General features: G+C 70.2%; 23 protein-coding genes. 8 read left to right on the top strand and 15 right to left on the bottom strand.

Annotated elements, in window-relative coordinates; translation table 11 throughout:
* Positions 1-210: 210 nt before the first annotated feature.
* The 8 genes from ACTVZO_RS40415 to ACTVZO_RS40380 are packed head-to-tail and all read right to left on the bottom strand — an operon-like array spanning position 211 to position 6,176.
* Positions 211-1,371, bottom strand: coding sequence for a helix-turn-helix domain-containing protein (locus ACTVZO_RS40415; RefSeq protein ID WP_443303571.1), 1,161 nt, complete (start codon positions 1,369-1,371; stop codon positions 211-213).
* Complete coding sequence (locus tag ACTVZO_RS40410; protein WP_443303570.1) at positions 1,364-1,960, bottom strand: hypothetical protein; 597 nt, start codon at positions 1,958-1,960, stop codon at positions 1,364-1,366. The genes ACTVZO_RS40415 and ACTVZO_RS40410 overlap by 8 nt, the downstream gene beginning before the upstream one ends.
* On the bottom strand, positions 1,957-2,775 hold the full coding sequence (locus ACTVZO_RS40405; RefSeq protein WP_443303568.1) for a hypothetical protein: 819 nt from the start codon (positions 2,773-2,775) through the stop codon (positions 1,957-1,959). Before ACTVZO_RS40405 ends, ACTVZO_RS40410 begins: the two co-directional genes overlap by 4 nt.
* Complete coding sequence (locus ACTVZO_RS40400; RefSeq protein WP_443303567.1) at positions 2,772-3,866, bottom strand: hypothetical protein; 1,095 nt, start codon at positions 3,864-3,866, stop codon at positions 2,772-2,774. The genes ACTVZO_RS40405 and ACTVZO_RS40400 overlap by 4 nt, the downstream gene beginning before the upstream one ends.
* Complete coding sequence (locus ACTVZO_RS40395) at positions 3,860-4,597, bottom strand: recombinase family protein (protein WP_443303566.1); 738 nt, start codon at positions 4,595-4,597, stop codon at positions 3,860-3,862. Before ACTVZO_RS40395 ends, ACTVZO_RS40400 begins: the two co-directional genes overlap by 7 nt.
* Complete coding sequence (locus tag ACTVZO_RS40390; protein ID WP_443303565.1) at positions 4,594-5,109, bottom strand: hypothetical protein; 516 nt, start codon at positions 5,107-5,109, stop codon at positions 4,594-4,596. The genes ACTVZO_RS40395 and ACTVZO_RS40390 overlap by 4 nt, the downstream gene beginning before the upstream one ends.
* A 51-nt stretch (positions 5,110-5,160) precedes the next feature.
* A complete protein-coding gene (locus tag ACTVZO_RS40385; RefSeq protein ID WP_443303564.1) occupies positions 5,161-5,718 on the bottom strand; it encodes a DUF5999 family protein in 558 nt (185 codons plus the stop codon).
* On the bottom strand, positions 5,715-6,176 hold the full coding sequence (locus tag ACTVZO_RS40380) for an ATP-binding protein (RefSeq protein ID WP_443303563.1): 462 nt from the start codon (positions 6,174-6,176) through the stop codon (positions 5,715-5,717). The genes ACTVZO_RS40385 and ACTVZO_RS40380 overlap by 4 nt, the downstream gene beginning before the upstream one ends.
* Positions 6,177-6,484: 308 nt before the next feature.
* Between ACTVZO_RS40380 and ACTVZO_RS40375 the strand changes: the two genes are divergently transcribed.
* Complete coding sequence (locus ACTVZO_RS40375; RefSeq protein WP_443303562.1) at positions 6,485-7,873, top strand: Tat pathway signal protein; 1,389 nt, start codon at positions 6,485-6,487, stop codon at positions 7,871-7,873.
* 66 nt (positions 7,874-7,939) lie between these two features.
* Positions 7,940-8,431 carry an SAM-dependent methyltransferase gene (locus ACTVZO_RS40370; RefSeq protein WP_443303561.1) on the top strand — a complete coding sequence of 164 codons (492 nt, stop codon included), beginning with the start codon at positions 7,940-7,942 and terminating at the stop codon, positions 8,429-8,431.
* 317 nt (positions 8,432-8,748) lie between these two features.
* On the opposite strand, the gene ACTVZO_RS40365 is transcribed toward ACTVZO_RS40370, so the two are convergent.
* A complete protein-coding gene (locus tag ACTVZO_RS40365) occupies positions 8,749-9,273 on the bottom strand; it encodes a recombinase family protein (RefSeq protein ID WP_443303559.1) in 525 nt (174 codons plus the stop codon).
* 269 nt (positions 9,274-9,542) lie between these two features.
* Between ACTVZO_RS40365 and ACTVZO_RS40360 the strand changes: the two genes are divergently transcribed.
* Both ACTVZO_RS40360 and ACTVZO_RS40355 read left to right on the top strand, forming a co-directional pair.
* The gene (locus ACTVZO_RS40360; protein ID WP_443303558.1) at positions 9,543-10,421 is read left to right on the top strand and encodes a helix-turn-helix domain-containing protein; all 879 of its coding nucleotides are present in this window, start codon (positions 9,543-9,545) and stop codon (positions 10,419-10,421) included.
* Entirely contained in the window at positions 10,418-10,630 is a 213-nt protein-coding gene (locus ACTVZO_RS40355) for a DUF397 domain-containing protein (RefSeq protein WP_443303557.1), read from the top strand. Before ACTVZO_RS40360 ends, ACTVZO_RS40355 begins: the two co-directional genes overlap by 4 nt.
* A 165-nt stretch (positions 10,631-10,795) precedes the next feature.
* On the opposite strand, the gene ACTVZO_RS40350 is transcribed toward ACTVZO_RS40355, so the two are convergent.
* Positions 10,796-11,122 carry a toxin Doc gene (locus ACTVZO_RS40350; protein WP_443303556.1) on the bottom strand — a complete coding sequence of 109 codons (327 nt, stop codon included), beginning with the start codon at positions 11,120-11,122 and terminating at the stop codon, positions 10,796-10,798.
* Positions 11,123-11,232: 110 nt separating this feature from the next.
* Here ACTVZO_RS40350 and ACTVZO_RS40345 point away from each other — a divergent pair, with 110 nt between their 5' ends.
* Entirely contained in the window at positions 11,233-11,448 is a 216-nt protein-coding gene (locus ACTVZO_RS40345; protein ID WP_443303555.1) for a hypothetical protein, read from the top strand.
* 188 nt (positions 11,449-11,636) lie between these two features.
* The gene (locus ACTVZO_RS40340) at positions 11,637-12,380 is read left to right on the top strand and encodes a hypothetical protein (RefSeq protein ID WP_443303554.1); all 744 of its coding nucleotides are present in this window, start codon (positions 11,637-11,639) and stop codon (positions 12,378-12,380) included.
* A 120-nt stretch (positions 12,381-12,500) separates the two neighbouring features.
* Here ACTVZO_RS40340 and ACTVZO_RS40335 read toward each other — a convergent pair whose 3' ends face one another.
* The 5 genes from ACTVZO_RS40335 to ACTVZO_RS40315 form a co-directional block, all read right to left on the bottom strand.
* On the bottom strand, positions 12,501-13,103 hold the full coding sequence (locus ACTVZO_RS40335) for a hypothetical protein (protein ID WP_443303553.1): 603 nt from the start codon (positions 13,101-13,103) through the stop codon (positions 12,501-12,503).
* A 139-nt stretch (positions 13,104-13,242) separates the two neighbouring features.
* Positions 13,243-13,797, bottom strand: a complete 555-nt coding sequence (locus tag ACTVZO_RS40330; RefSeq protein ID WP_443303552.1) for a hypothetical protein — start codon at positions 13,795-13,797, stop codon at positions 13,243-13,245.
* Between the two features lie 40 nt (positions 13,798-13,837).
* Positions 13,838-14,695 carry a hypothetical protein gene (locus ACTVZO_RS40325; RefSeq protein WP_443303551.1) on the bottom strand — a complete coding sequence of 286 codons (858 nt, stop codon included), beginning with the start codon at positions 14,693-14,695 and terminating at the stop codon, positions 13,838-13,840.
* 91 nt (positions 14,696-14,786) lie between these two features.
* On the bottom strand, positions 14,787-15,389 hold the full coding sequence (locus ACTVZO_RS40320) for a hypothetical protein (protein WP_443303550.1): 603 nt from the start codon (positions 15,387-15,389) through the stop codon (positions 14,787-14,789).
* Positions 15,390-15,432: 43 nt separating this feature from the next.
* On the bottom strand, positions 15,433-15,891 hold the full coding sequence (locus tag ACTVZO_RS40315; protein WP_443303549.1) for a hypothetical protein: 459 nt from the start codon (positions 15,889-15,891) through the stop codon (positions 15,433-15,435).
* 402 nt (positions 15,892-16,293) lie between these two features.
* On the opposite strand from ACTVZO_RS40315, the gene ACTVZO_RS40310 reads away from it, so the two are divergent.
* Both ACTVZO_RS40310 and ACTVZO_RS40305 read left to right on the top strand, forming a co-directional pair.
* Positions 16,294-17,313, top strand: coding sequence for a hypothetical protein (locus tag ACTVZO_RS40310; RefSeq protein ID WP_443303548.1), 1,020 nt, complete (start codon positions 16,294-16,296; stop codon positions 17,311-17,313).
* A gap of 462 nt (positions 17,314-17,775) precedes the next feature.
* The gene (locus ACTVZO_RS40305; protein ID WP_443303547.1) at positions 17,776-19,266 is read left to right on the top strand and encodes a hypothetical protein; all 1,491 of its coding nucleotides are present in this window, start codon (positions 17,776-17,778) and stop codon (positions 19,264-19,266) included.
* Positions 19,267-19,282: the final 16 nt, after the last annotated feature.

The raw sequence follows: 19,282 nt of genomic DNA, 5'->3' as shown, positions 1-19,282 counted from the left end.
GGTAGAGCACGGCGAGGACCGGCAGGACGACCGTGTGGACACCGGTGCCGATCAGGCTCGCCGCCTCACCCGACAGATAGACGCTCACCGCTCGACTCACGCGGGCCGGAGTGTCCGGGGCGCCGGCCGGGTGCTGGAGCGGCTCGTTGGCGCGACCGGCTCCAGGAAGGCTGCTGGTCGTGGGCGGGTGCGGGCTGTTGTTACGGCTGCTCATCCGCGGCCTCGCAGCTGAATCCGCTTCTCGCGTAGAAGGTCGTAGACGGTGGTCGTGGACAGCCCGATCACCTCGGCGATCTCATCGACGCCCATGTACTTCTCGGCGTACGCGTAGGCGACCTGGGCGGCGGTCTGCTCCCGCTCCAGTCCGCTCAGGCGTCTGCCCTTGGGCCGCGGGTTCAGCACGTGGACGGGTACGGGCGGCGGGGTCTCGGGCAGGGTGGCAAGTGCGGCATCGATGGCGGTGGCGATCGAGCGGGCCTGCCACCGCCGGGCCGCAGGCTCCTGCGGAGCGAGCACCGAGGCGAACACGGATAGGGCGGCCTGCACGACCGCCTCCTCCCCGCTGGCGGCGGGCGGCAGCGCGGCATGAACCTGGGCGGCCATCGCACGCAGCAGATGCCAGGAATCGCTTCCAGCCCGGACCGGCCCAGGGATCCGGCGCTGGTCGTGCCGCAGCACGGTGACCGTCCCGAAGATCTCCTCCCGGCTGAACGGCACACTGCGGGGAGCGGGGAAGGACACGCGTGGCGGGCGGGGCAGCTTCGCGGCGTGGCGGGTCACCACCCACAGGCCGGCCTCACGCCGAATCAGTCCCTGGCGCCGCAGCAGACCAGGCAGGTCGGCCAGGCTGCCGACGTTCAGCAGGACTTCCGCGACATCGACCCGAAACACACTGCCTGCCTGGTGCAGGCCTGAGGCCAGCTGCATCCGGACCTGCTCCACCGCCCGGTCCACCGTCCGGCGGGGAAGAGCCCGGGTGTCACGGACCCGGTACAGGCCGCCGTCACCACCACGGCCGAGGACGTCCTCGGCACACAGCTTCTCCAGGGCTGCGGCGGCCGCCGCCGGGCGCGCGCCGAGATCACCGGCCAGCTGTGGCACCGTCAGCGGCTGGGAGCGCGTGTAGAGGCTGTACTCGATCGCGGAGCGGATGGCCTCGGCTATCTCACCGGTCTTGGCTTCGATACCGGCGGCCCCGGAAGCGGGCTCGAGGGGCATGGTGCTGCAGGCCGAGGCCAGGACCTGGCCTACCGCCCGTGCCTGTTCCACGAAGGCCAGGGCCGTCTCCAGGCTCCAGAGCTCTTCCGCGAGCCCGGCTTCCGGCCCGCACGGAGCGCGGCGGATGGCCACCGCCGGCACGGCGCTAGGCATGTACGACCGCCTTCGGGCCCGGCAAGACGTCGGCGTCTTCCGGCTCCGGCAGGGAGGCCGGGGGCCGTTGCCGGACGTAGAGGCCGGGCCCGTGTGGTCCACGGGGGCGGAACTCCAGGAGTCCGGAGAGAATCAGCGGTCGGCTCGCACGCCGGACGTGGGCCACCGGCACCTGGTAGTCGTGCGCGATCAGCCCCATGGGCAGCGTGTCACCGGGTCGGTAGGAGAGGGTGGTCTTCTCGAGGAAGGCGGTGATGACCGCGTCGTCGGGATGCAGCGTGCCGGGGTCGACCACGCTCACACCGCAGCCGCGGCCGCTGAAGAAGGCATCGCCGCGCTGCTCCAGGACGGCCAGCGCGGCTGCGGTCAGTCGCTCGGTCAGGCCGAGTTCGGCGCTGAGCAGGCCGATGGCGCGCGTCCGGGAGATCCGCCCGGCCGACGGCACGGCCAGGGAGCGCAGGTGATGGCGCAGTGCCAGCACCGCCCCTGCCAGGTTCCTGTTCAGGGCAGCGGAGCGCTGGGTGGTTCCAGGGCGGTCATCCGGTATCCGCGAGAAGGTACGGCGCCGCTCGGGCGCGGTGGTGATCATCCGTGGTTCCTGTTCAAAACATCAGGGTTGGGCGACGGGAGCAGGTGGTGCGGGCACCGCGGCGCCTTGGGCCGGCGGCGGGTGTGCAGGGCCCGGAGGCGGGTGGTCAGATCCCTGTCGATGCGGGTTTCGGTCAGCTCCCGGACCATCTGGGTGGCCACCGTCCAGCCCAGAGCCGGGGTTTCGTACTCGGCGATCCCTGCGCCCAGGCGTTCGATGCCGCGCGGGCCGAGCTGGTACGTGCTGCCGTAGACGCCGTAGCGGACGGGGCGTTTCACCCACAGAGCGACGGCCTGGCCCAGGCTCGGGCACCGCTCGGCGGAAAGTTTGGCGTCGCGGAGGCAGACGGGCGGGGTCGCCTCGACCAGGCCCTCCCCCCACTGTGCATCCCGATCCGATGGGGACTTGGGACCGCCGGGCAGCACGAACAGCCACCCGTCCGCGCTTTCTGCGGCCGGGCCTGCGCAGACCTGGCACAGGAGCCGGTCCATCAGGGCCCGCTGCCGGTAGGGGTGCGGGATCGCGTTCTCGACGGTCCCGGCACCGGACAGGTCTGTGGACACCCGTGCCCACAGAGCGCCGTCGCGATCCCGGTCCTGCTCGCGCTCGTCTTCGTAGCCGAGGCCCTCGCCTGGGCCAGGACGGACGAGCAGGGGTGCGGGCAGCGACTGTTCGGTGGTGCTGCTGGCGATGAACGGCCAGCGCAGGGTGCCGATCAGGGCAGAGTCCTGGACGGGCGGTGCCTGGATTTCCGTACCGGCCGGGCACACCATCCGGGCGAGTTCGAGCGCCGAGGGGGCCAAGATGCTGCTCACCGGGCGGCTCCCGACGAGCGGGACGAGCGGGAGGGGGCGTCACTGTGGCGGACGTCGAGCTGCAGCAGCCACACGATGCCGTCGCCACCGGTCGCGATCCCGCGGGTGCGCCAGCCGAGATCGGTGAGCTGCGCCACCTGGTTACGGGAGCCTGTCCGTACCTGCACGTACGGCAGCCGCTCGTGCCGGGCACGGCGCGCGGCCCAACGGCTCACCTCCATCAGCACGTCCAGGCAGCCGGGCTCATCCCAGAGCACCAGCCGGTCCAGGTACAAGACCGCCTCCTGCCTGCTGGTGGCCGGGGCAACGGCGCGGGTGCGCGCGGGCGGGCGCAGGCATGCGGTGAGGACAGCGGCAAGACGCCCGCCGGCCAACACCTTGAATCCGCGGCTGCGGCCGGGTGCCCCTTCGACGGGGTAGTCGTCGGCCCGGACCGCACTGTCGGCCTCGTCGAGGAACTGAACGAGCGCACCCTTGTCCTCGGGGACGAGCGGGGTCACCTCCAAGGCCGACTCCAAGGTCAAGGGCTCTTGTTCGGTGACCATGGCGGGCAGAGTGGGGTGGAGGTTGGGGTGGTGACGGTCGGTGCGGACCACGCGCCCGTCGTGGTGGGTGTGCGTGGTGCTGCCGATGGAAGAGCGGTGGTGCTTGAGCCGGTGGGTGAGGAGGCACTGGGTGTGGACGTGCACCTCGCGGACGAGGGCCGGCCGGTGCGCGGCCCAGCGCGTGCACCAGGCGAGAAGGAGGTCCTGAGGCCGGTCGTCCGCGCACGTGGGTTCGGCGAGCAGGTGATGTACATGGAGGACGCCGATGCCATCCCCGCTCAGCCGCACGCTCAGGCACGCGGCGCCCACCACGTACCCGGTGGGCGTGTGAGTCAGCACCCACATCCCGGACAGCCCGGCGGCGAGATGCGCTTCCAGCGCGGCCGCTTCTTGGCACCGCGCCGCCCCGGGGCACACCTCTTGGTGGAACTGCAGGTGGGCTCGCAGGCTGGGGATGTGGAAGGGTCGCGCGGGTTCGATGACGAAGTCGGCGCCCGGGGTCACGGCCGGATAGGCCTCGGCCCCCGGCTGGTGGCGGGTCAGCACCGTTCCTCCACATCGTGATCGGCGAGGGGAGCGCCGTGGTCGGCCGTCACCAGGCGGATCCCATGGGCGCGCAGCCGGTCCCAGATCCCCGGCAGTGTCCAGATGCTGTCTTCGTCCCGCGGATCGGCGGGGGGCAGGTGGTCCAGGGACGGGATGACCAGCACGTGGATCCGGCGGCTCTCGGCCAGTTCGAGGACCGAGCGCAGCGCGGGCCGTACGTAGCCAGGGGCCGGCTCGTGGTCGTGACGCCACAGCGGGGCCTGCCCGCAGAAACGGTGGGCGGTGTCTTCCAGGACGGCGAGGACCGCGCGGTCATCCGTACCGGGCGCCACCACGGCGTAGGCAAGGCCGACGGCGTTCGCGTTGAGGTAACGCTCGGCCCGCTCCGCGACGTTCTCAAGGGCAGCGACGAACCGGGCGTCGGGCCTTGCCGGATCGCGGGGTTCGACGGCCCACCATCGGATCACCTGATCGATCACTTCAGTCCTGGCGGGCTGGTCGGGCAGAGCCATGAGCCAGCCGCCGAGCTGCTCCAGGCGGGCCCGCAGCATGGCGACCCGGTCCGCTCGTCGTACCCCTTCCTCAGGGACGGGCACGCCCGCTAACCCCCGCAGGATGTCGTCGAGACGGTTCCGGGCGTCCAGGGACTGGCTTGGGGCAGCGTCCGTGAACGGTGCCACAACGGGAACGGCGGGCGCCTCGGCCAGCTGCGTACGCGCGAGGGTGGTCATCGGCCGGCCGTTCCGGCCGAGGCCTGGCGAGCCGCGGGCAGCGGTCGGATGACGGTGGCCGGGCGGCCGGGAACGAGCGCGACGGCCTCCCGCATCGCCGCCAGCCGCAGTCCCTCGCGAACGACGTCCACGTTCACGCAGTACATGGCGGCCAACTGCCGGTCGGAGGGCAGCTCGTTTACGGCCGGAGTCCGTGGTGCGGTGGCCTCGTGGATGATGCGCCGGGCCACGGCTTCGGCGGCGGGGGTGGGCCGACGCACCGGGAACGGCCACAGGGCGCGCGCGATGACCACATGCCGGCCCTGCCACCGCGGTTCCAGGACACCGGCCACGACGAGCTCATCCAGGGCCTTGTCCGCCACCTGATGCGGTATCCGCAACGCGGCGGCCACAACCCCGACAGCAGGGAGCTCCTCCTCATCGCGGTAGCGGCCGAACGCGCACTGCAGCAGCACGACCTGCGCGGTCTCGCTCAACTGCGGGCGCGGGCGTGCGCCGACGGTAGTAGCCATGACGTCCTTCACGAAAGCGGGGATTCGAGTGGAAGGGGCGAGCCGGACGGATCAGCGGGGCACGGCGTGACCGGTCCTGTGGGGCGGGCCGACACTTCCGTCGGGGGCCAGATCGCCCGTGTCGTCGAAGGACAGGACTCCGTTGCACAACATGCGGCAACCGATGCTGGGGTAGTCCGTGCGGATGCGGGCCGCGGCCCGATCCGGGGCATGAGCGGGCGGGCACTCCCGCCGGTGCACGCACACCAGCCCGCACCGGCCCATCTCGGCCAGGACCGCCTTCACCTCCTCAGCCAGCCGCCGCAGGTAGGCCTGGGCCTCACCGAGCCCGGCCGGAGGCGCCTGGGCGGCGGAGCGGCGTGCCGTCTCAACCAGGCGGGCCAGGCGGGGCTGGGCCGGACGGGCGCCGGCCGCCACGGTCCCGAGCTGTTTCAGGTGGCGCCGCAGGCGCAGGCGCAGATCACGTACGTCCTGGTCGCTCTTCACCACCGAGGCGTCCTCGGCCAAGAGGAGCTCGCAGGTCTCCCGGGCGGCGACAGCCGCTGAACGCACGGCAGCCGGCCTGCGCCCCGGGGTGCGGCGGGCGGCGGTCAGGGTGCGAAGGTTCATGCGACACGCTCCTCGGCGGCGAACAGGTCGAGCTCCAGCCAGACGGACTTCCCGCACCCGCGGGAGCCGGGCTCCACCCCCCACCGGTGGCTGAGAGCGTCCACCAGAGTCAGACCGCGCCCACCAGCCCGGTAGGCCGACGCTTCCTGCTCGGCGGGCAGAGCGTCGGAGGGGTCGTCCACTGCCACGCGGAGCCGCTTGCCAGTCCACTCCGCTGTGAGGGTCACCTCGCAGGTCGACGGAAGGCCGTGGCATCCGTGCACGACCGCGTTGGTCATAAGCTCGCTCGCGGCCAACGCCACGTCGTCCGCGATCTGGGCCAACCCGGCTCGCTCCAGGCATCCGCGCAGCCGGCGCCGCACGGGCCCGATCGCGGACTGGGTGGCCGGGAACACGGCCTTGAAGCAGGCCACCGCCGGTTCACAGCCCGGGGGCGACAGGGCAGGGGATTCGCTCATCACGCGTTCTCCTTGAGCCGTCCGGTCTGCTCCCTCACGCACGGGGCCGACTGGTGGTGTCCACGAAGGCAAGGCGCCACCGGCGCCGAGTGGTTCATCAGGGGGCTTCTCCTCGCCCGCCACACACAACGGCAATGCCAATCGCCGCGCTCCCATGGGGATGGCGTCGACGACTTCCTTGCACCAAGCGGGCGTTGGAGGAATATCGTCTTCACGAGAGAACCGTGATTGCGGTCCGCTTGGAATCCCGCCGGTAGCGCGAACCCAATGCACGTTATGCAAGATCGTTTCGAGGACGGGGGCACGCCGTGGCGCGGACACGCAACCTCAGGCTGGAAGCCGCGATCCACGAGCTGGGCCTGCCCCAGGAGCGTCTCGCCGCCAGATTCCGTGCTGTCGCGGCCGAGAACGGTGCCACCGAACTGGCCGCGACAAACCAGTCCTCGATCACCCGATGGATCGCTGGCACGCGCCCGAGCGGCCGCGCGCCGTCTATCTTGGCCGCGACGCTCTCGCAAGGCCTCGGCCGCACCGTCACCCTCACCGATATCGGCCTCGCCGAGACCGAGGGCCCCGACCCGCGGCCACCCCAGTGGAGCGCCGACACATTGACGACCCTGGTTGACCTCGGGAGCACTGACTTGGACATTGACCGTCGGCGCGTACTGACCGGCTCGGCATACTCCGTCGCAGGCCTGGCAATTCCCACCACGGACTGGTGGAACGAGGCCTCCGACCGCGCGCGAGCCCGCACACCTGTCGCGGCGCACACCGTCACCGTGCAGGACGTCGAAAGCGTCCGCGAGATGACCGCCTTCTTCTCCCGCCGCGATCAGCAACGCGGAGGCCGCGGGGCCGGTCGCACCGCACTCGTCGCCTACCTGCGCACCGAGGTCGCGCAGTACCTCGCCGGACGCTTCCCCTCGGAAGAGGTCCGCCACTCCATGACCTCGGCAGCCGGAGAGCTTGCCTACGTCGCAGGATGGACCGCCTTCGACGCGGGAGAACACCCCGTCGCCCTGCACTGGTTCACCCTCGCCACACAACTTGCCGAAGAGGCTCGGGACGCCCCGCTCGCCGGCCACGTCCTTCGGGCCATGGCCCACCAGGCCGTAGACCTCAACCAGCCCGCCCAGGCCGTTCGGCTGTCCGCCGCCTCCCTCGCTGACAACCGCTACACCAACGCGAGCTGGCGCGAAAGGGCCCTCATCGGAGTCGTCCACGCCCGCGCCTTGGCCGCCGACAGCCGCCGCAAGGAAGCCGCGACAGCGCTCCTCCAGGCAGAGCGAGACCTCAGCCGAGCTAAGGCCGGGGACGACGAACCCAGCCGCGTCTGGTTCTTCGGCGAAGCCTCCCTCGCCCATGAAACCGCCGCCACACTGCGTGACCTCGGCGACCTCAAGGGCGCCGAAGCCGCCTTCGAGCGCAGCGTCCGCACCCGCGCGCTCCCCTTCGCCCGCACCCACGCCGTGACCCTCGGATACCTCGGCGAAGTCCAAGCCCGCCAGGGACACCTGGATGCGGCCATCACGACCTGGACCAAGGCCCTGGACGCGATGGCCGGAATCCAGTCCGCCCGCACCCGCGACACCGTCACCCGCATGCGCAGCACGCTCTCCCCGATCAAGGGACGCGGCGGCCGCACCGCACAAGAACTCGACCAGCGGGCCCGCACCGTCTTGCGCGACGTAGGCTGACCGGGCCAACACACCACACAGCCGCAGCAGCCTCGAGCGAGCCGGTGCGGCAGACGGGGGAACACGATGCCCGCCACCCTGCACATCACACCGATCGCCACCGTCGTCGGCGGCCACATGACCGTCGCCGACGACTACCAGGGCGGAGTCGAATCGATCATCCGCCTCGACGACCGGTTCCCGCTGGAGACGCTCCAGGGCATCGAGGAGTTCTCCCACCTCACCGTCCTGTGGCACTTCGACCAGGCCTCGCCGGACGACGTTCAGCTCCACGCCCGCAGCCCGCGCGGCGATGCACGCTGGCCGGCAACCGGAACGTTCGTACACCGCAACCACCGCCGGCCCAACCAGCTCGCGGTGAGCTACCCCCGCCTGCTCAAAGTCGTCGGTCGCGACCTGCACGTCACCGACCTGGACGCCGTCGACGGCACGCCGGTGTACGACCTGGCCCCCTACTTCGAGCAGATGGGACCCCGCGGGCCGATCCGCCAGCCCGGATGGCCCCGCGAAATGTTGGAACCGACCTACTGGACCCCAGCTGCGGACCGTACGAGCTGAGCCGGGCAGTACGGCCGCGCCCGGGCACATCCCACGCTCGGGGCGGGGGCCGGTGATGGCCGTGGCGCGGGTCCCTGCGGGGGACTGCTCTTCGGCCAGTTCTCGGTCCGGGACGGTGGTGGCTGGCTCGGTGGTTCGGGTGCTCGCGTCGGCATCGGTGGTGGTCAGCAATAGGGCGACGAGGCCGAGGCCGATGATGTTGGCACCGGTGAACAGGAGGCCGACGATCGTGTCCCCCTCCGGCATCCGAGGTCGTCCGTGTCGGGCTCGGGAAGGTGGCGTCAGAGCGGTTGGACCGCCTAACCCACCCCATCCGCTCACTGGTCGGTCTCCGGCAGCGCCAGCGCGACGAACCAACCGCGGGCAGCCATCTCCTTGAGGAAAAGCTCGTACTCCCGCAGGTCGGGACTGATGTGCTCGTAAGTCGGCGTGACCAGCCCGTCCGCGAAGCCAGCGCTCAGCAGGTCCAGCGCAGCCGACAGGCCCTCCCGGTCCTCCAAGAGCGTGAGGCTGACGGGGTCCACGCACAGCTCGTCCCGGACCAGCCAGTGCCGGGCCTGGCACACCAGCTCCAAGGCCTCGAACTGCGCGCCTGCCTCGTGCTCGGGCGTGTGCAGGTAGCGGACGACGCGCAGACTCCGCCCGTTCTGCCGGGCGAGTTCGCTGGCGGCGCGTACTCCGTCCGTGCGAAAGCCCACCAGCCTCGCCAGCGGATCAGCCTGTCGTACCGGCCGCGCGCCCAGCCTCGTCCACTGGCGTGCGATGGCGTTGTCGCGGTCCATCCAGTCGGTGTTCTGCGGCTCGGTGAGGGCCGTCACGGAGTGCTCCGTCCAGCAGGGCATGGGTGTTGGAGATCGCCCGGGAGCTGGGGGTGTACGGCGGATGGCACCAACGCCCGGGCGACTCGACTACCGTCCTACCTACGGGAGTTCACGTGCAACCGACTGTGACGGCTCAATTGCTCAGGAAAGTGAATTGGTATATGACGGGAAGTGCACAGGGGCCCGTAGGAGAAGAACAGGGGGCACGAGCCGACGGGCAGGGCCCTCGATGAGACGCGCAGGGGCTGTCACCATCGGAGCAGACAGCCCGAACCGGAGGGGAGGACACCATGGCGGCACACGTAGGGCCAACGTTCCTACGCATCATGCTCGGAGCCGAACTCACCCGGCTACGTGAACAAGCTGGGTTGACGGGCGATCAGGCGGCGAAGGCGATCGGACTCCGTTCGGCCTCGATGATCAGCAAGGTGGAGTCGGGGCATAGCGGGTTCGACCGCATAGACCAGCTCATGAAGCTTCTTGATGAGTACGAGGTGCCGTTCGAGGGCCAGGAGATGCTCGCCGACTGGTACCGCAACGCCAAGGGCGGCGACTGGTGGAGTCCAAAATCCTCGACCATGCCGTCCGGAATGAACCTCTTCCTCGCTTTCGAGTCCGGGGCCAAGGGCGCCAAGGTGTGCACTACGCAGGTGGTGAACGGTCTCCTGCAGGACCCGGCCTACGCCCGCGCTCTCATGGAGTCGGCGCGGATTGCGGATGATCGCACGACCGAGTTCGTGGAGAACTCGGTTGAGGTCCGGATGACCCGAAAGAAGCGGATCACCGAAGAGGGCATGGAACTCGTCTGCATCATGGACGAGTCCGCGCTGCGGAACATGGTCGGCAGCCCAGAGATCATGGTGAAACAGTATGAGGAGATCGACCGTCTCGCGTCGCTGCCCAACGTCACCGTGAGGATCATCCCGTTCTCCGCGCCCACCTACCGAGTCTTCGGGGAGTTCCACGTCCTCGACTTTGACCGGCAGGAACTCCCCGACCCCGTCGTCGTCACGAGCAGCACGGTGGACCAGGGCATGAAGTGTCTGTCGAAGCTACGGCCCGTCAAGCAGTTCGTTCGGCGGTTCGACATCCTCGCCCAGGGTGCCCTGCCTGCCCACGAAACGCCTGCCTTCCTGAAACGACTAGCACGAGAGGTAACAACAGCATGACCAGCACCGACACCAACCGCCCGTACGGACAGTGGTTCAAGTCCTCCTTCAGCGGCGACGCCAGCGGGAACTGCGTGGAGGCGTGCCCGATGCCGGGCGCGGTCCACATCCGGGACTCGAAGTGCAACGACGACCCCGGGGCCCCGATCCTCGGCTTCTCCGCAGGGGCCTGGTCGGCGTTCGCCGGCTTCGTTGGCGGGAGCCGCTAGTTTCCGGGCAGGTGTCCTCCTCGTCCATACCGAGGAGGACACCCACCTGACCAGCTTGCCGCACGGTACTGACAGGCGTCATCCACCCGAGCGGCTCGGCGGCTGAAAGATCACTACGGCCCTCATCTCCTCAGTTCGGAGGGTGAGGGCAGTAGCTGAGCTCCGCTACGTGCGGTGCAGGGACCGCAGCCGCTCGGCGATGTCGTACGAATCCACGTGCAGGTTGCGGATGTCGGTGATCAGGTCCCGCCACAGTTCGTACGAGGTGTCGAGGCGCTTGCCGAGGCCTCCAAGGTAGGCGATGGTGACGCCGTACCCGTACGCAATCCTCCAGGAAGACTGCGGCACGCCAGAACGCGTCGGGGTCCGCCTGGTCGAGACGTGGGGTGCTGACCCGGTGCCGGGCGGCCGGGCGGCCATCCCGCCGAGCACCGAGAGGTCGTTGACGGTGAGGTCGGAGCGGAGGATGCCTCCTGGTGGTCCAGGAGCCATCGGTAGTCGACGAGAAGTTCCACGGAGTCAGGCTGCCCGCACGCTGACCGGCAACGGCGGGCGGGTCGGTTGTGGTCGTCGAGCCGTCGGGGTGGGCGCGGACCGCCGCCATGGGCCACGAGCCCGGGGTAGCCCTCGCGGGCGCCGACGAGGTCGTGCTCCTGCCGGTCCACTCGTTGCTGGCCGACTCCCCGATCAGCCTGGCGGACGTCGAGACGATCGCCCGGGCACCGCGCACGGCACCCGCGTCCGCCAGGTTGCCGGACATCGGCGAGCCAGCCAGGCGGCGTACGGTGCCGCCCGCGGCGGTGACGCGGTCCTGGTGATGGGCACCAGCCACGTGACCGAGGTGGTGCAGGTCCTGCTGGACTCGCTGCGCCTGGCCACCTTGGCCGTCGCCTAGTTCAGGCCCTGGTGCTGGCCAGCCTGGTGTTTTCGGGCCTGAGGTCACACGGCAGGGGAATTTTTCACCTCTATTCGGGATAGCACCTCTCGCACAAGGAGTGATCTCCCGATGACCGAGTCCGTCGTGTCCCCCACGGAGGCAGCAGTTCCGCTCGACCCGCACTTCACCATCCTGCTTCTGCCGGGCGGCGGCGCAGATACCGAGGGCATGTCCCCGGAGACCGCAGGGGGTCTGGACGAGATTCGAGCGGCCTGGCACGTTCCGCGGAGCCAGGCCGTGCATCTGGACCGGTCGGTCCGGGTGAGCGTGGGCTGGCCCGACGGCGTGGTGGAGGCCTACCTGCTTACGCCGGATGGAACGGCTTCCCCCGCCGCCCGTCACCCTCGGCGCCTGCCGGCTGAACCGGTTGATCCGCGTTGGATGGACGGGATGCCTGACCGGCATGACCTGCTGGGGGTGGTTCGGGCCGCGGACCGGGCGGGCCAGTGGCACGGGGCCTTGGTGGCCGCGGAGCGGCTGACGCTCCAGCTCGAGGTGGACCTCGGGAACGATCATCCGCATGTGATCCAGGCCGTCGAGCTGCAAGGCCACTTCGCCCTACGCGCTCAGGACTGGACTGCTGCCGCCCGGCTGCTCTGCTCGGCGGCCGCGGGCCGGTACGGGCAGGGCGCGCCGGCTGCTGACACCAGCAGGGCGTTGGCCAATGCGGTCTCGAGCTGGATGCGGGCGCGTAGCCACCGAGGCGCGTTCACGACAGGCCTTGACCTAGCCCACTTGCTGGTTCGCGCCGCGCCGGAGCCGCGGGGCCGACTGGTTGCTGTTCTGGGCGGACTGGAGGGCGCCGCGCGGTGACACCGTTCGTAGTTGCTCACGAGGCCGAAGACGTGTGCCGCTGTTCCTGCGCGCTCCGCTGCGCCCGTGGGCCGGGAGGATCGGTCCCGACCGGGGGCGTGCAGTGGGGGATGCCGGTGGTCAGCTGAAGACGGGCAGGCCTTCGCGGAGCGCGTGGGCGATCCGGCCGAGGCCGGAGGGGACGAGGCCGAGGCCTACCGTGCTCTGGTCGCGTTGCGCGGTGGAGAGGACCCGGGGCTCCTCACCGCGGCGGCGGCAGACGTAGAACTCTTCCTGGTTGATGTCCATGCAGTAGACGAGGCGGGACTCGATCCGGTCCGGGGCGAGGTGGTTGACGCGCAGGCCCTGCGCGTTGGCGTGCTGTTCGTCCTCGGTCGGTTCCCGGTCTGCGGGTCGGCCCCAGGCTTCGGACATCATCGCAATCCCGGCCACGGGGGCGTCGGCGTACGGACGCCGCTCCATGCCCGGCGGAACGGCGGGCAGGTGACGTGCAACGTGGGTGAGCGCGTCGGCGGGGTTGAGGACCAGGGCGCCCCACGTCCGGGCCGGGACCAGGCGCAGTTCGATCGACCGGGTGTCGAGGTCCAATAGGTGGACGGTGAACAGCCTGGCGGGTTTGCCCCACCCGCGTCGTTCTCCTTCGCGTTCTTCGATGGCGGCCAGCGCGGTGGCCATGGCGTCCGCCATCTTGTCCTCGCACAGGTTGAGAGGTGTGCTCGGCATGAGGACGGTTCGCTTCTCCCACATCTCCATGGGTGCGCTCTCTTTCGTTCGGCCCGGGGGTGCGGGCGCTGGGGCCCGTGCGCTGCGAATCTCGGCGCACGGGCCGGGCGGGCCGGTCGTCTCTGGCCGGCGGGATGGTTCAGGACTGGTCGCGGTACCAGGTGAGGAACTGCCCGGCGCGGGCCTGGTCGAGGAGAACGGTCAGTCCGCCGTCGCTGTCCCGGTCCTGAAGGACACCGGTGGCCGGGCCGTCCGGCGTGGTGGAGCCGGGCCAGCGGGCGATCAGGGAGTGCAGGAGTCCGGTGACCTGTCCTTCGGCGGCGAGCTTGAGGACGATCGTGAGCGCCTCGTCGTCGAGGGTGACCATGCTGCGGGGCACCTCGGTGCGCAGCCGGTCGAGGAGGTCCTTCAGGTCGGGTACGGCAGCGCCGAAGGCGTCGGAGTTCGCCTGTGCCTGCGCGGTGCGGGCGTAGAAGGTGTCGATCAGCTTCTGTGCGCTGGAGCGGAGATCGGTCTCGGCGATGTCCTCGAGCGCGGAGATGGTGCGTTCGCTCGTGCCGGGCGGGGTACTGGAGTGGAAGCCGATCTGGCGCTGGGTCTTGTCGCCGTCCAGGAGGGTCAGGATCGTCAGGTTGAGGACGGGGTGGAGAAGGATCGTCCACTGGTCGGGCAGTGGCTTGGGGGACGTGGTCACGGGGCGCTCCGGTGTGGTTGCGGTGTGGGTGGGGGAAGGGTCAGAGGGTGGTGTGCAGGACCCGGCGCAGCGCGGTGTGGGTCGCGGCGCGCTGGTCGGCGGTGACGTGGTCGGCGAAGGCGAGGTGGAGGCGAACCGCGGCGGTGCCGTCCTTCTGGCGGGTGATGGTCTCGGGGTCGGGAACGAGGTGCTCGTCCGCCATGGCGATGGCCCAGGGGGCGAGGTCGGGGGCGTCGTCGAGGAGTTCCCGGATGGCTCGGTAGGCCGTACTGGCTCTCTCGTCGCCGAGGGACTGCCAGGTGCGGGGTGTGTCCGCGCCGTCGGTGTGGGGGATCGTGTGGTCGCGGATGCCTTCCCCGACGCCGGACTCCGCGTCCAGGGCAAGGAGCAGCATCTGATGGACGGTGGCGGCGGAGCGCAGATCCGCGGCGGAGTACGGCGCAATGAGTGGCGCGGAATCCGTGGCGGGTGGTGCTGCCGGCCGGGCTGCGGAGCCGGAGGTGTCCGCGGTTTCGTCCTCACCTGCGCTCGCGCCGGCACAGGCCCGGGCGGTGCAGTTGCCGCACCGGCCTTCCCAGCCCTTGCCATCGGCGGTGGAGTTCTCGCAGTCCTCGGCCGAGCAGAACAAGTCGTTGTAGGCCTGCTCGGGGATGAACCGCATACGGGCGGTCGTGCTCTCGAGGGTGAGGATGCCGTGTTCGCCGATCCGGGCGGCGGCGTAGCGGGGGGCCCGCCGGATGGCGTGCCAGACGTCGATCCCGTGAAGGACCTGGTGCTCGACGGTTCCGGGCCGAGTCCAGGAATCGTGGGCGCGGATCTGGACGACGTACTCGGAGTCGAAGTCGATCGCGGCCCGGAGGTCGGCGGCAGCCACGGGGGCGAAGGTGGTGGTGGGCATGGCGAGGCAGCTTTCTGAAGATCAACGAGGACCGGGCGGGTGAGACGGCTGGCGCCGGGTTGCGGGTGGGGCCGCGCGCGCCGGGCGGCGGTCAGATCCGGGCGATGCGGTCGCCGTTGTCGGTGAGGGTGAGCATCAGCCGCCGGTGGGCGTGCGGGGCGTCCCAGGCGACGCCGAGCTGACGCAGCTGCGGGATCGGGTTCCAGGAGGTGACGGTCCCGGTGGCGCCGCTGGGAATCGGGGCGTGCTCATCGGTGCACACCAGGACCCTGATCCGGTCTCCCGGGGTGAACTCGGGATGCCCGGGCACTCCTTGGATCTCGTGGTCGCGGAGCAGGTCCTCGACCATGGCGCTGAGGCTGGGCCGGGAGGCGGCCCACTGCTCCTGGCGATCCAGGTACTGCCGCTGCTGCGCGATGTACCCCGGGTCGAGTGGTGATCCGTCCTGCTGGCACTGGGTGAGGTGCTCCCTGACCCAGTAGCCCGACGCGGTGTGCTCGGGGTTGTTGTCGAAGACGACCCGGCCGTCGTTGTGGTGGGTGATCTGCCAGATGGTGGGCTTCTGGTCCCCTAGGATCTGGTACCGCCACAGGGGAGACTTCTTGGCGTAGAAGGCGCCGATGGGCGGGAGCCTGCGAGGGGGCCGCTGACGCGGAGTGCTCTGCTTGTCGGCGGAGTTCGGGCTGTTGTTCATGTTGCTCCTCAGGTCGGGCCGGATGCCGTGTTGCTGCCGCTATTCAGCGGTGCTCGCTCTCGCCCTGGTTGTCGATCTCGACGAGCAGCGGACGGGGCCGCTCGGCCTCGTGCTCGATGTGCACGTAGGGCACCAGATGCTGGCCGTTCCACTCCTCGCGCAGCCGTACCAGGACGCTGACGCCGAAGACCCGCAGTTCGTATACGTCGCTGGGCATGTTGTTGTCGGGGTCCGGGTCGGCATCGGTGACGGTGAGGACGGCCTGCCGAAGCGCGTATTTCGTGCCGCGGCGACGGCGCGGCATGGTCGCGGTGAACACGCAGACCGCGGTGGTGGACATGGCTGCCGCCAGGACGAGGTCGCCCACGGTGTGGGGCTGGTAGAGAAGGGCGGTGGCCAGGCCCAGGGCGGCGCTGGGCAGCGCATGGAGGATGCTCCAGCGCCACCAGCGGGTGGAATCAGGCCGGGCTGCGGGCACGGGACGGCGGGCGAGTTCGAGCACGGGGTCTCCAGTGAGGACAGGCAGCGAAGCAGGGGTGGCCAGGGGCCAGGGCAGAGGGGCGCGCTGTGCGGGGCCGTCGAGGCATTCCCACCCCGGGAACACTTCAAAGCTACATGCATTCATAGACTTAAGCAACATTTGATGGGCTGTCCCTCCCTCTTGAATGCCGAAGATTCGAATGGACCGGCGTGCGCCGCACGGCGCCGGCAGTCCCTCTCCAAGTCGCCGCCCCGGGCGCCGACGGCCGTCCGTGCCAGCCCGCAGGTCGACCCCCTTCGCGTCGCCGATCGATGGGCGTCGGACGAGAAGATGCCATGGCTGTGTGGGCCTTCGAGGTTGCCCGCGGGTGCCGACCTCCTGGGCTCAACAGCAGTTGTAGGCGGCCGGGTGTAGCGTCCGGCTGTGACCTACGGACTGACGCGCCTCATTCGTACCGAAGACGACTGGTCGGACTTGCTGTGTTTCCTGGCCGAGCTGGATTCCGAGCCGCTCAGATCAGCTTTGTGCCTGGGTCCGGGCGCGATCACCGTTCAGCGTGAGGCCTACGTGAAGGCGCACGGCGGGGCCCCAGCCGGCCGGGCCGATTTCGTGATCCGGCTTGATGGAGCCGCGCGCGCGGTGATGGAGATGAAGCTCGGCGCCGGGGCGCATGGCGAACAGTTCGCGTCCTACGATGCCTGGGCGGATGTGGAGGGCGTGCCCGTAGCCGACCGCTACTTGGTGGGCCCGAATCGAGATCACATCCCCGACGGGCCGAGTGGATGGTCCCGCCGCCTCACCATCGCCGAGCTTCTTGGCGGCTGGGGCGGATCGGGTGACGACCTTGCCCGATTGCTCTCCGGCCGAGCGCTTCAGCAGCTCGTAGCGCTGGAGGCCGAGGCGTCCGGTCCGGCGAACCGTGCCTCCGGACCGCTCAGTGACGCATTGCGGCTGCGTCGGTTGGCGAGTCTCGCGCGGGCGGCGGCTCCGGCGGGCACCGTCTTTGCAGTGCGGCAGCGCTCCCGGAGTGGCGCCGCGAACATCTGCGCTTGGCGGGAGACCCCCGACGGATACGTTGTCGCGGAGATCCAGCGCCTCGTTCCGAGGCGTGGAACGGAGAGTCCATTCGAGATCCGCATCATGGTGGAGACGCCAGAAGCGACTGCCGCGGCCAACGGAGCGCTCGCGGACCGTCAGGAGGCGTGGCTCGCTCGGCACAGCTTCGTCCGGTACGCGGGCCCTGTCGTGCAGGGGCTGGTGGCGAAACCGGACGCCGAGGGCTTCAAGACCAGAAAATCGGGGCGGCGCGGGCACCCGCGGTACTACGGATACGAAGGTGGGGGCCACGGAAGCTCCGTGGTGCTCCACGACCACGTCGACCTGAACGACATGGTGACTGCGTACGCCGCCACGCTGAACTACCTGACCACCTACCAGGCGTAGGAGGAGATCCTCACGGATTCTTCCGGACCGGTTGGCGTCGAACATCGTCACGTCGGAACCCATTTCGATCCCTAGGCCGGCAGATGGGGCCCGGTCGGACGGTGGCGGGCCGACGGGTGCCAGGTGCAGGTCGGTCCGGCCCGCCAGCCCGTAGCGCATCCGGTCAACGAGAGCAGGGTCGAGGCAAGGAGCCACCAGCCAGGCGGCCCAAGCCGATCGTCGTCGTGGCTGCCAGGGCGATGAGGCCGGCAGGTGCCAGCGCCGCCAGCGCGCTTTCGGGCCAAGGCCACGGTCCGGCTGCCCTTCGCGGGCCCAAATCGGCGAGCACCCAGGATCCCAATGTTGCTTAAGTCTAGGAGTGAGATTATGGTTGAAGTGTGGTTGAAAGTCCGCCACCCCTCAACTCCCCATGCTGCGCCCGACTGACAGGGCGGGTGCGGCAGCCACGGAAGGACACGATCGATGTCTCGCACTCTCTCCGTCACGGAGCACCGGACGCTGCTGCACGACGCGCTGTCCGCGATCCTGGACACCGACGCCCTCACCCTTCCCGCAGCGATGATGTACACCCCCAGTGCCCACCGCCCGGCCCTTTACGCAGACAGCTCCGTCGTACGCGGAAGTACGGGGGAGGGGAAGACCTTCTGGGCCCGCGCCCTGACCGATCCCCGGCTGCGGGCCATCGCCGCTCGCGAGTACCGGATGCCGAGGCTGGAGCGGACCGAGGCCGTCGTCGGCTACGGCGTCCGGCCGGACACGGCCCAGCCGACCGCCGGGGAACTGCGCGCCTTCGCGGAGTGGGGTGTTGATCCGACCGCTCTGTGGAGCGCTGTCGCTCTGACCGCCCTCGGCGTCCCGGATCTCGTCGGCCGGACCACCTGGACGGAGCGTGTCGACTGGCTGATCCGCAACCCGGGCGCGACCGCGCGGTCCCTGGCCGAGCTTGAAGCCGCCGCCCACACCGACGACACCACCCGGCTCGTCCTCTTCGACGCGCTGGACCAGCTCCACCCCAACCGGGAACTGGCCGAGCACCTGGCCTCCGGCATGCTCAACCTCGCCGTCACACTGTCCCGGCAGACCACCCGACTCCGCGCGAAGGTCTTCATCCGCCCGGACATGCTGGACGGAGCCCTGTCCAGCGTGCCCCGCGCCGATCGCAGCACCCTGACCTCCCACTCCGCCGACCTCTCCTGGAGCAGGGGCGACTACCTCGGCCGCCTGGAGCGAAGCGACCTGTACGGGCTGTTCTTCCAGCTGCTCGGCAGCCGCGACAGCGCCGAGGCCGCCGCCTTCCGCGAGGCCTGGCCGACCTGGGAGCGGACCGAGGACGGACGCTTTCTCGCGCCCGCCGCACTGCGCCACGACCCGGCGGTCCAGGAACGGGCATTCACCACCCTGGCGGGCCGGTTCATGGGCGGCAACGCCCGCAAGGGCCACACCTACACCTACCTGTCGTGCCACCTCCAGGACGCCCGCGGGACCGTCACGCCGCGCCCGTTCCTCGCAGCCCTGGCCAGCGCCCTCCTTCACACCACAGGGAGCCACCCGGACCACGACCGCGCGCTGCACCACGACAGCCTCCGCCACGGTGCGAGCTGCGGGGCGCGGGCCGAGGAACTCGACCGGGCGATGCCGTGGATCCGGCTGGCCCTGGAACCGCTGGCCGGCAATCAGCTCCCCATCGAAGAGGACGACGTCCTTGCCCTGTGGGGGAAATCAGAGCTCACCGCCCGGCTCCAGGCGTTCGCACGGAAAGCCGAGAAGGAGAACCACGCCGTGCGGACCGGGCCGCGTGACACCGGCACCCACCCGAAGCTGGTGGAGGAGCTGATCAGCGCCGGAGTAATGAGCCGCCGCACCGGCGGGCAGCTCGACATGACGGACACCTACCGGATAGCCCACCGTATGGGCCGCCGTGGGGGAGTCACGCGAGTCACCCCGCCCGCGTAGTCCACCCCCAACTCCG

Source organism: Streptomyces sp. IBSNAI002 (assembly GCF_052244475.1).
Lineage (GTDB): Bacteria > Actinomycetota > Actinomycetes > Streptomycetales > Streptomycetaceae > Streptomyces.
This window is presented reverse-complemented; position numbering and strand designations above follow the sequence as displayed.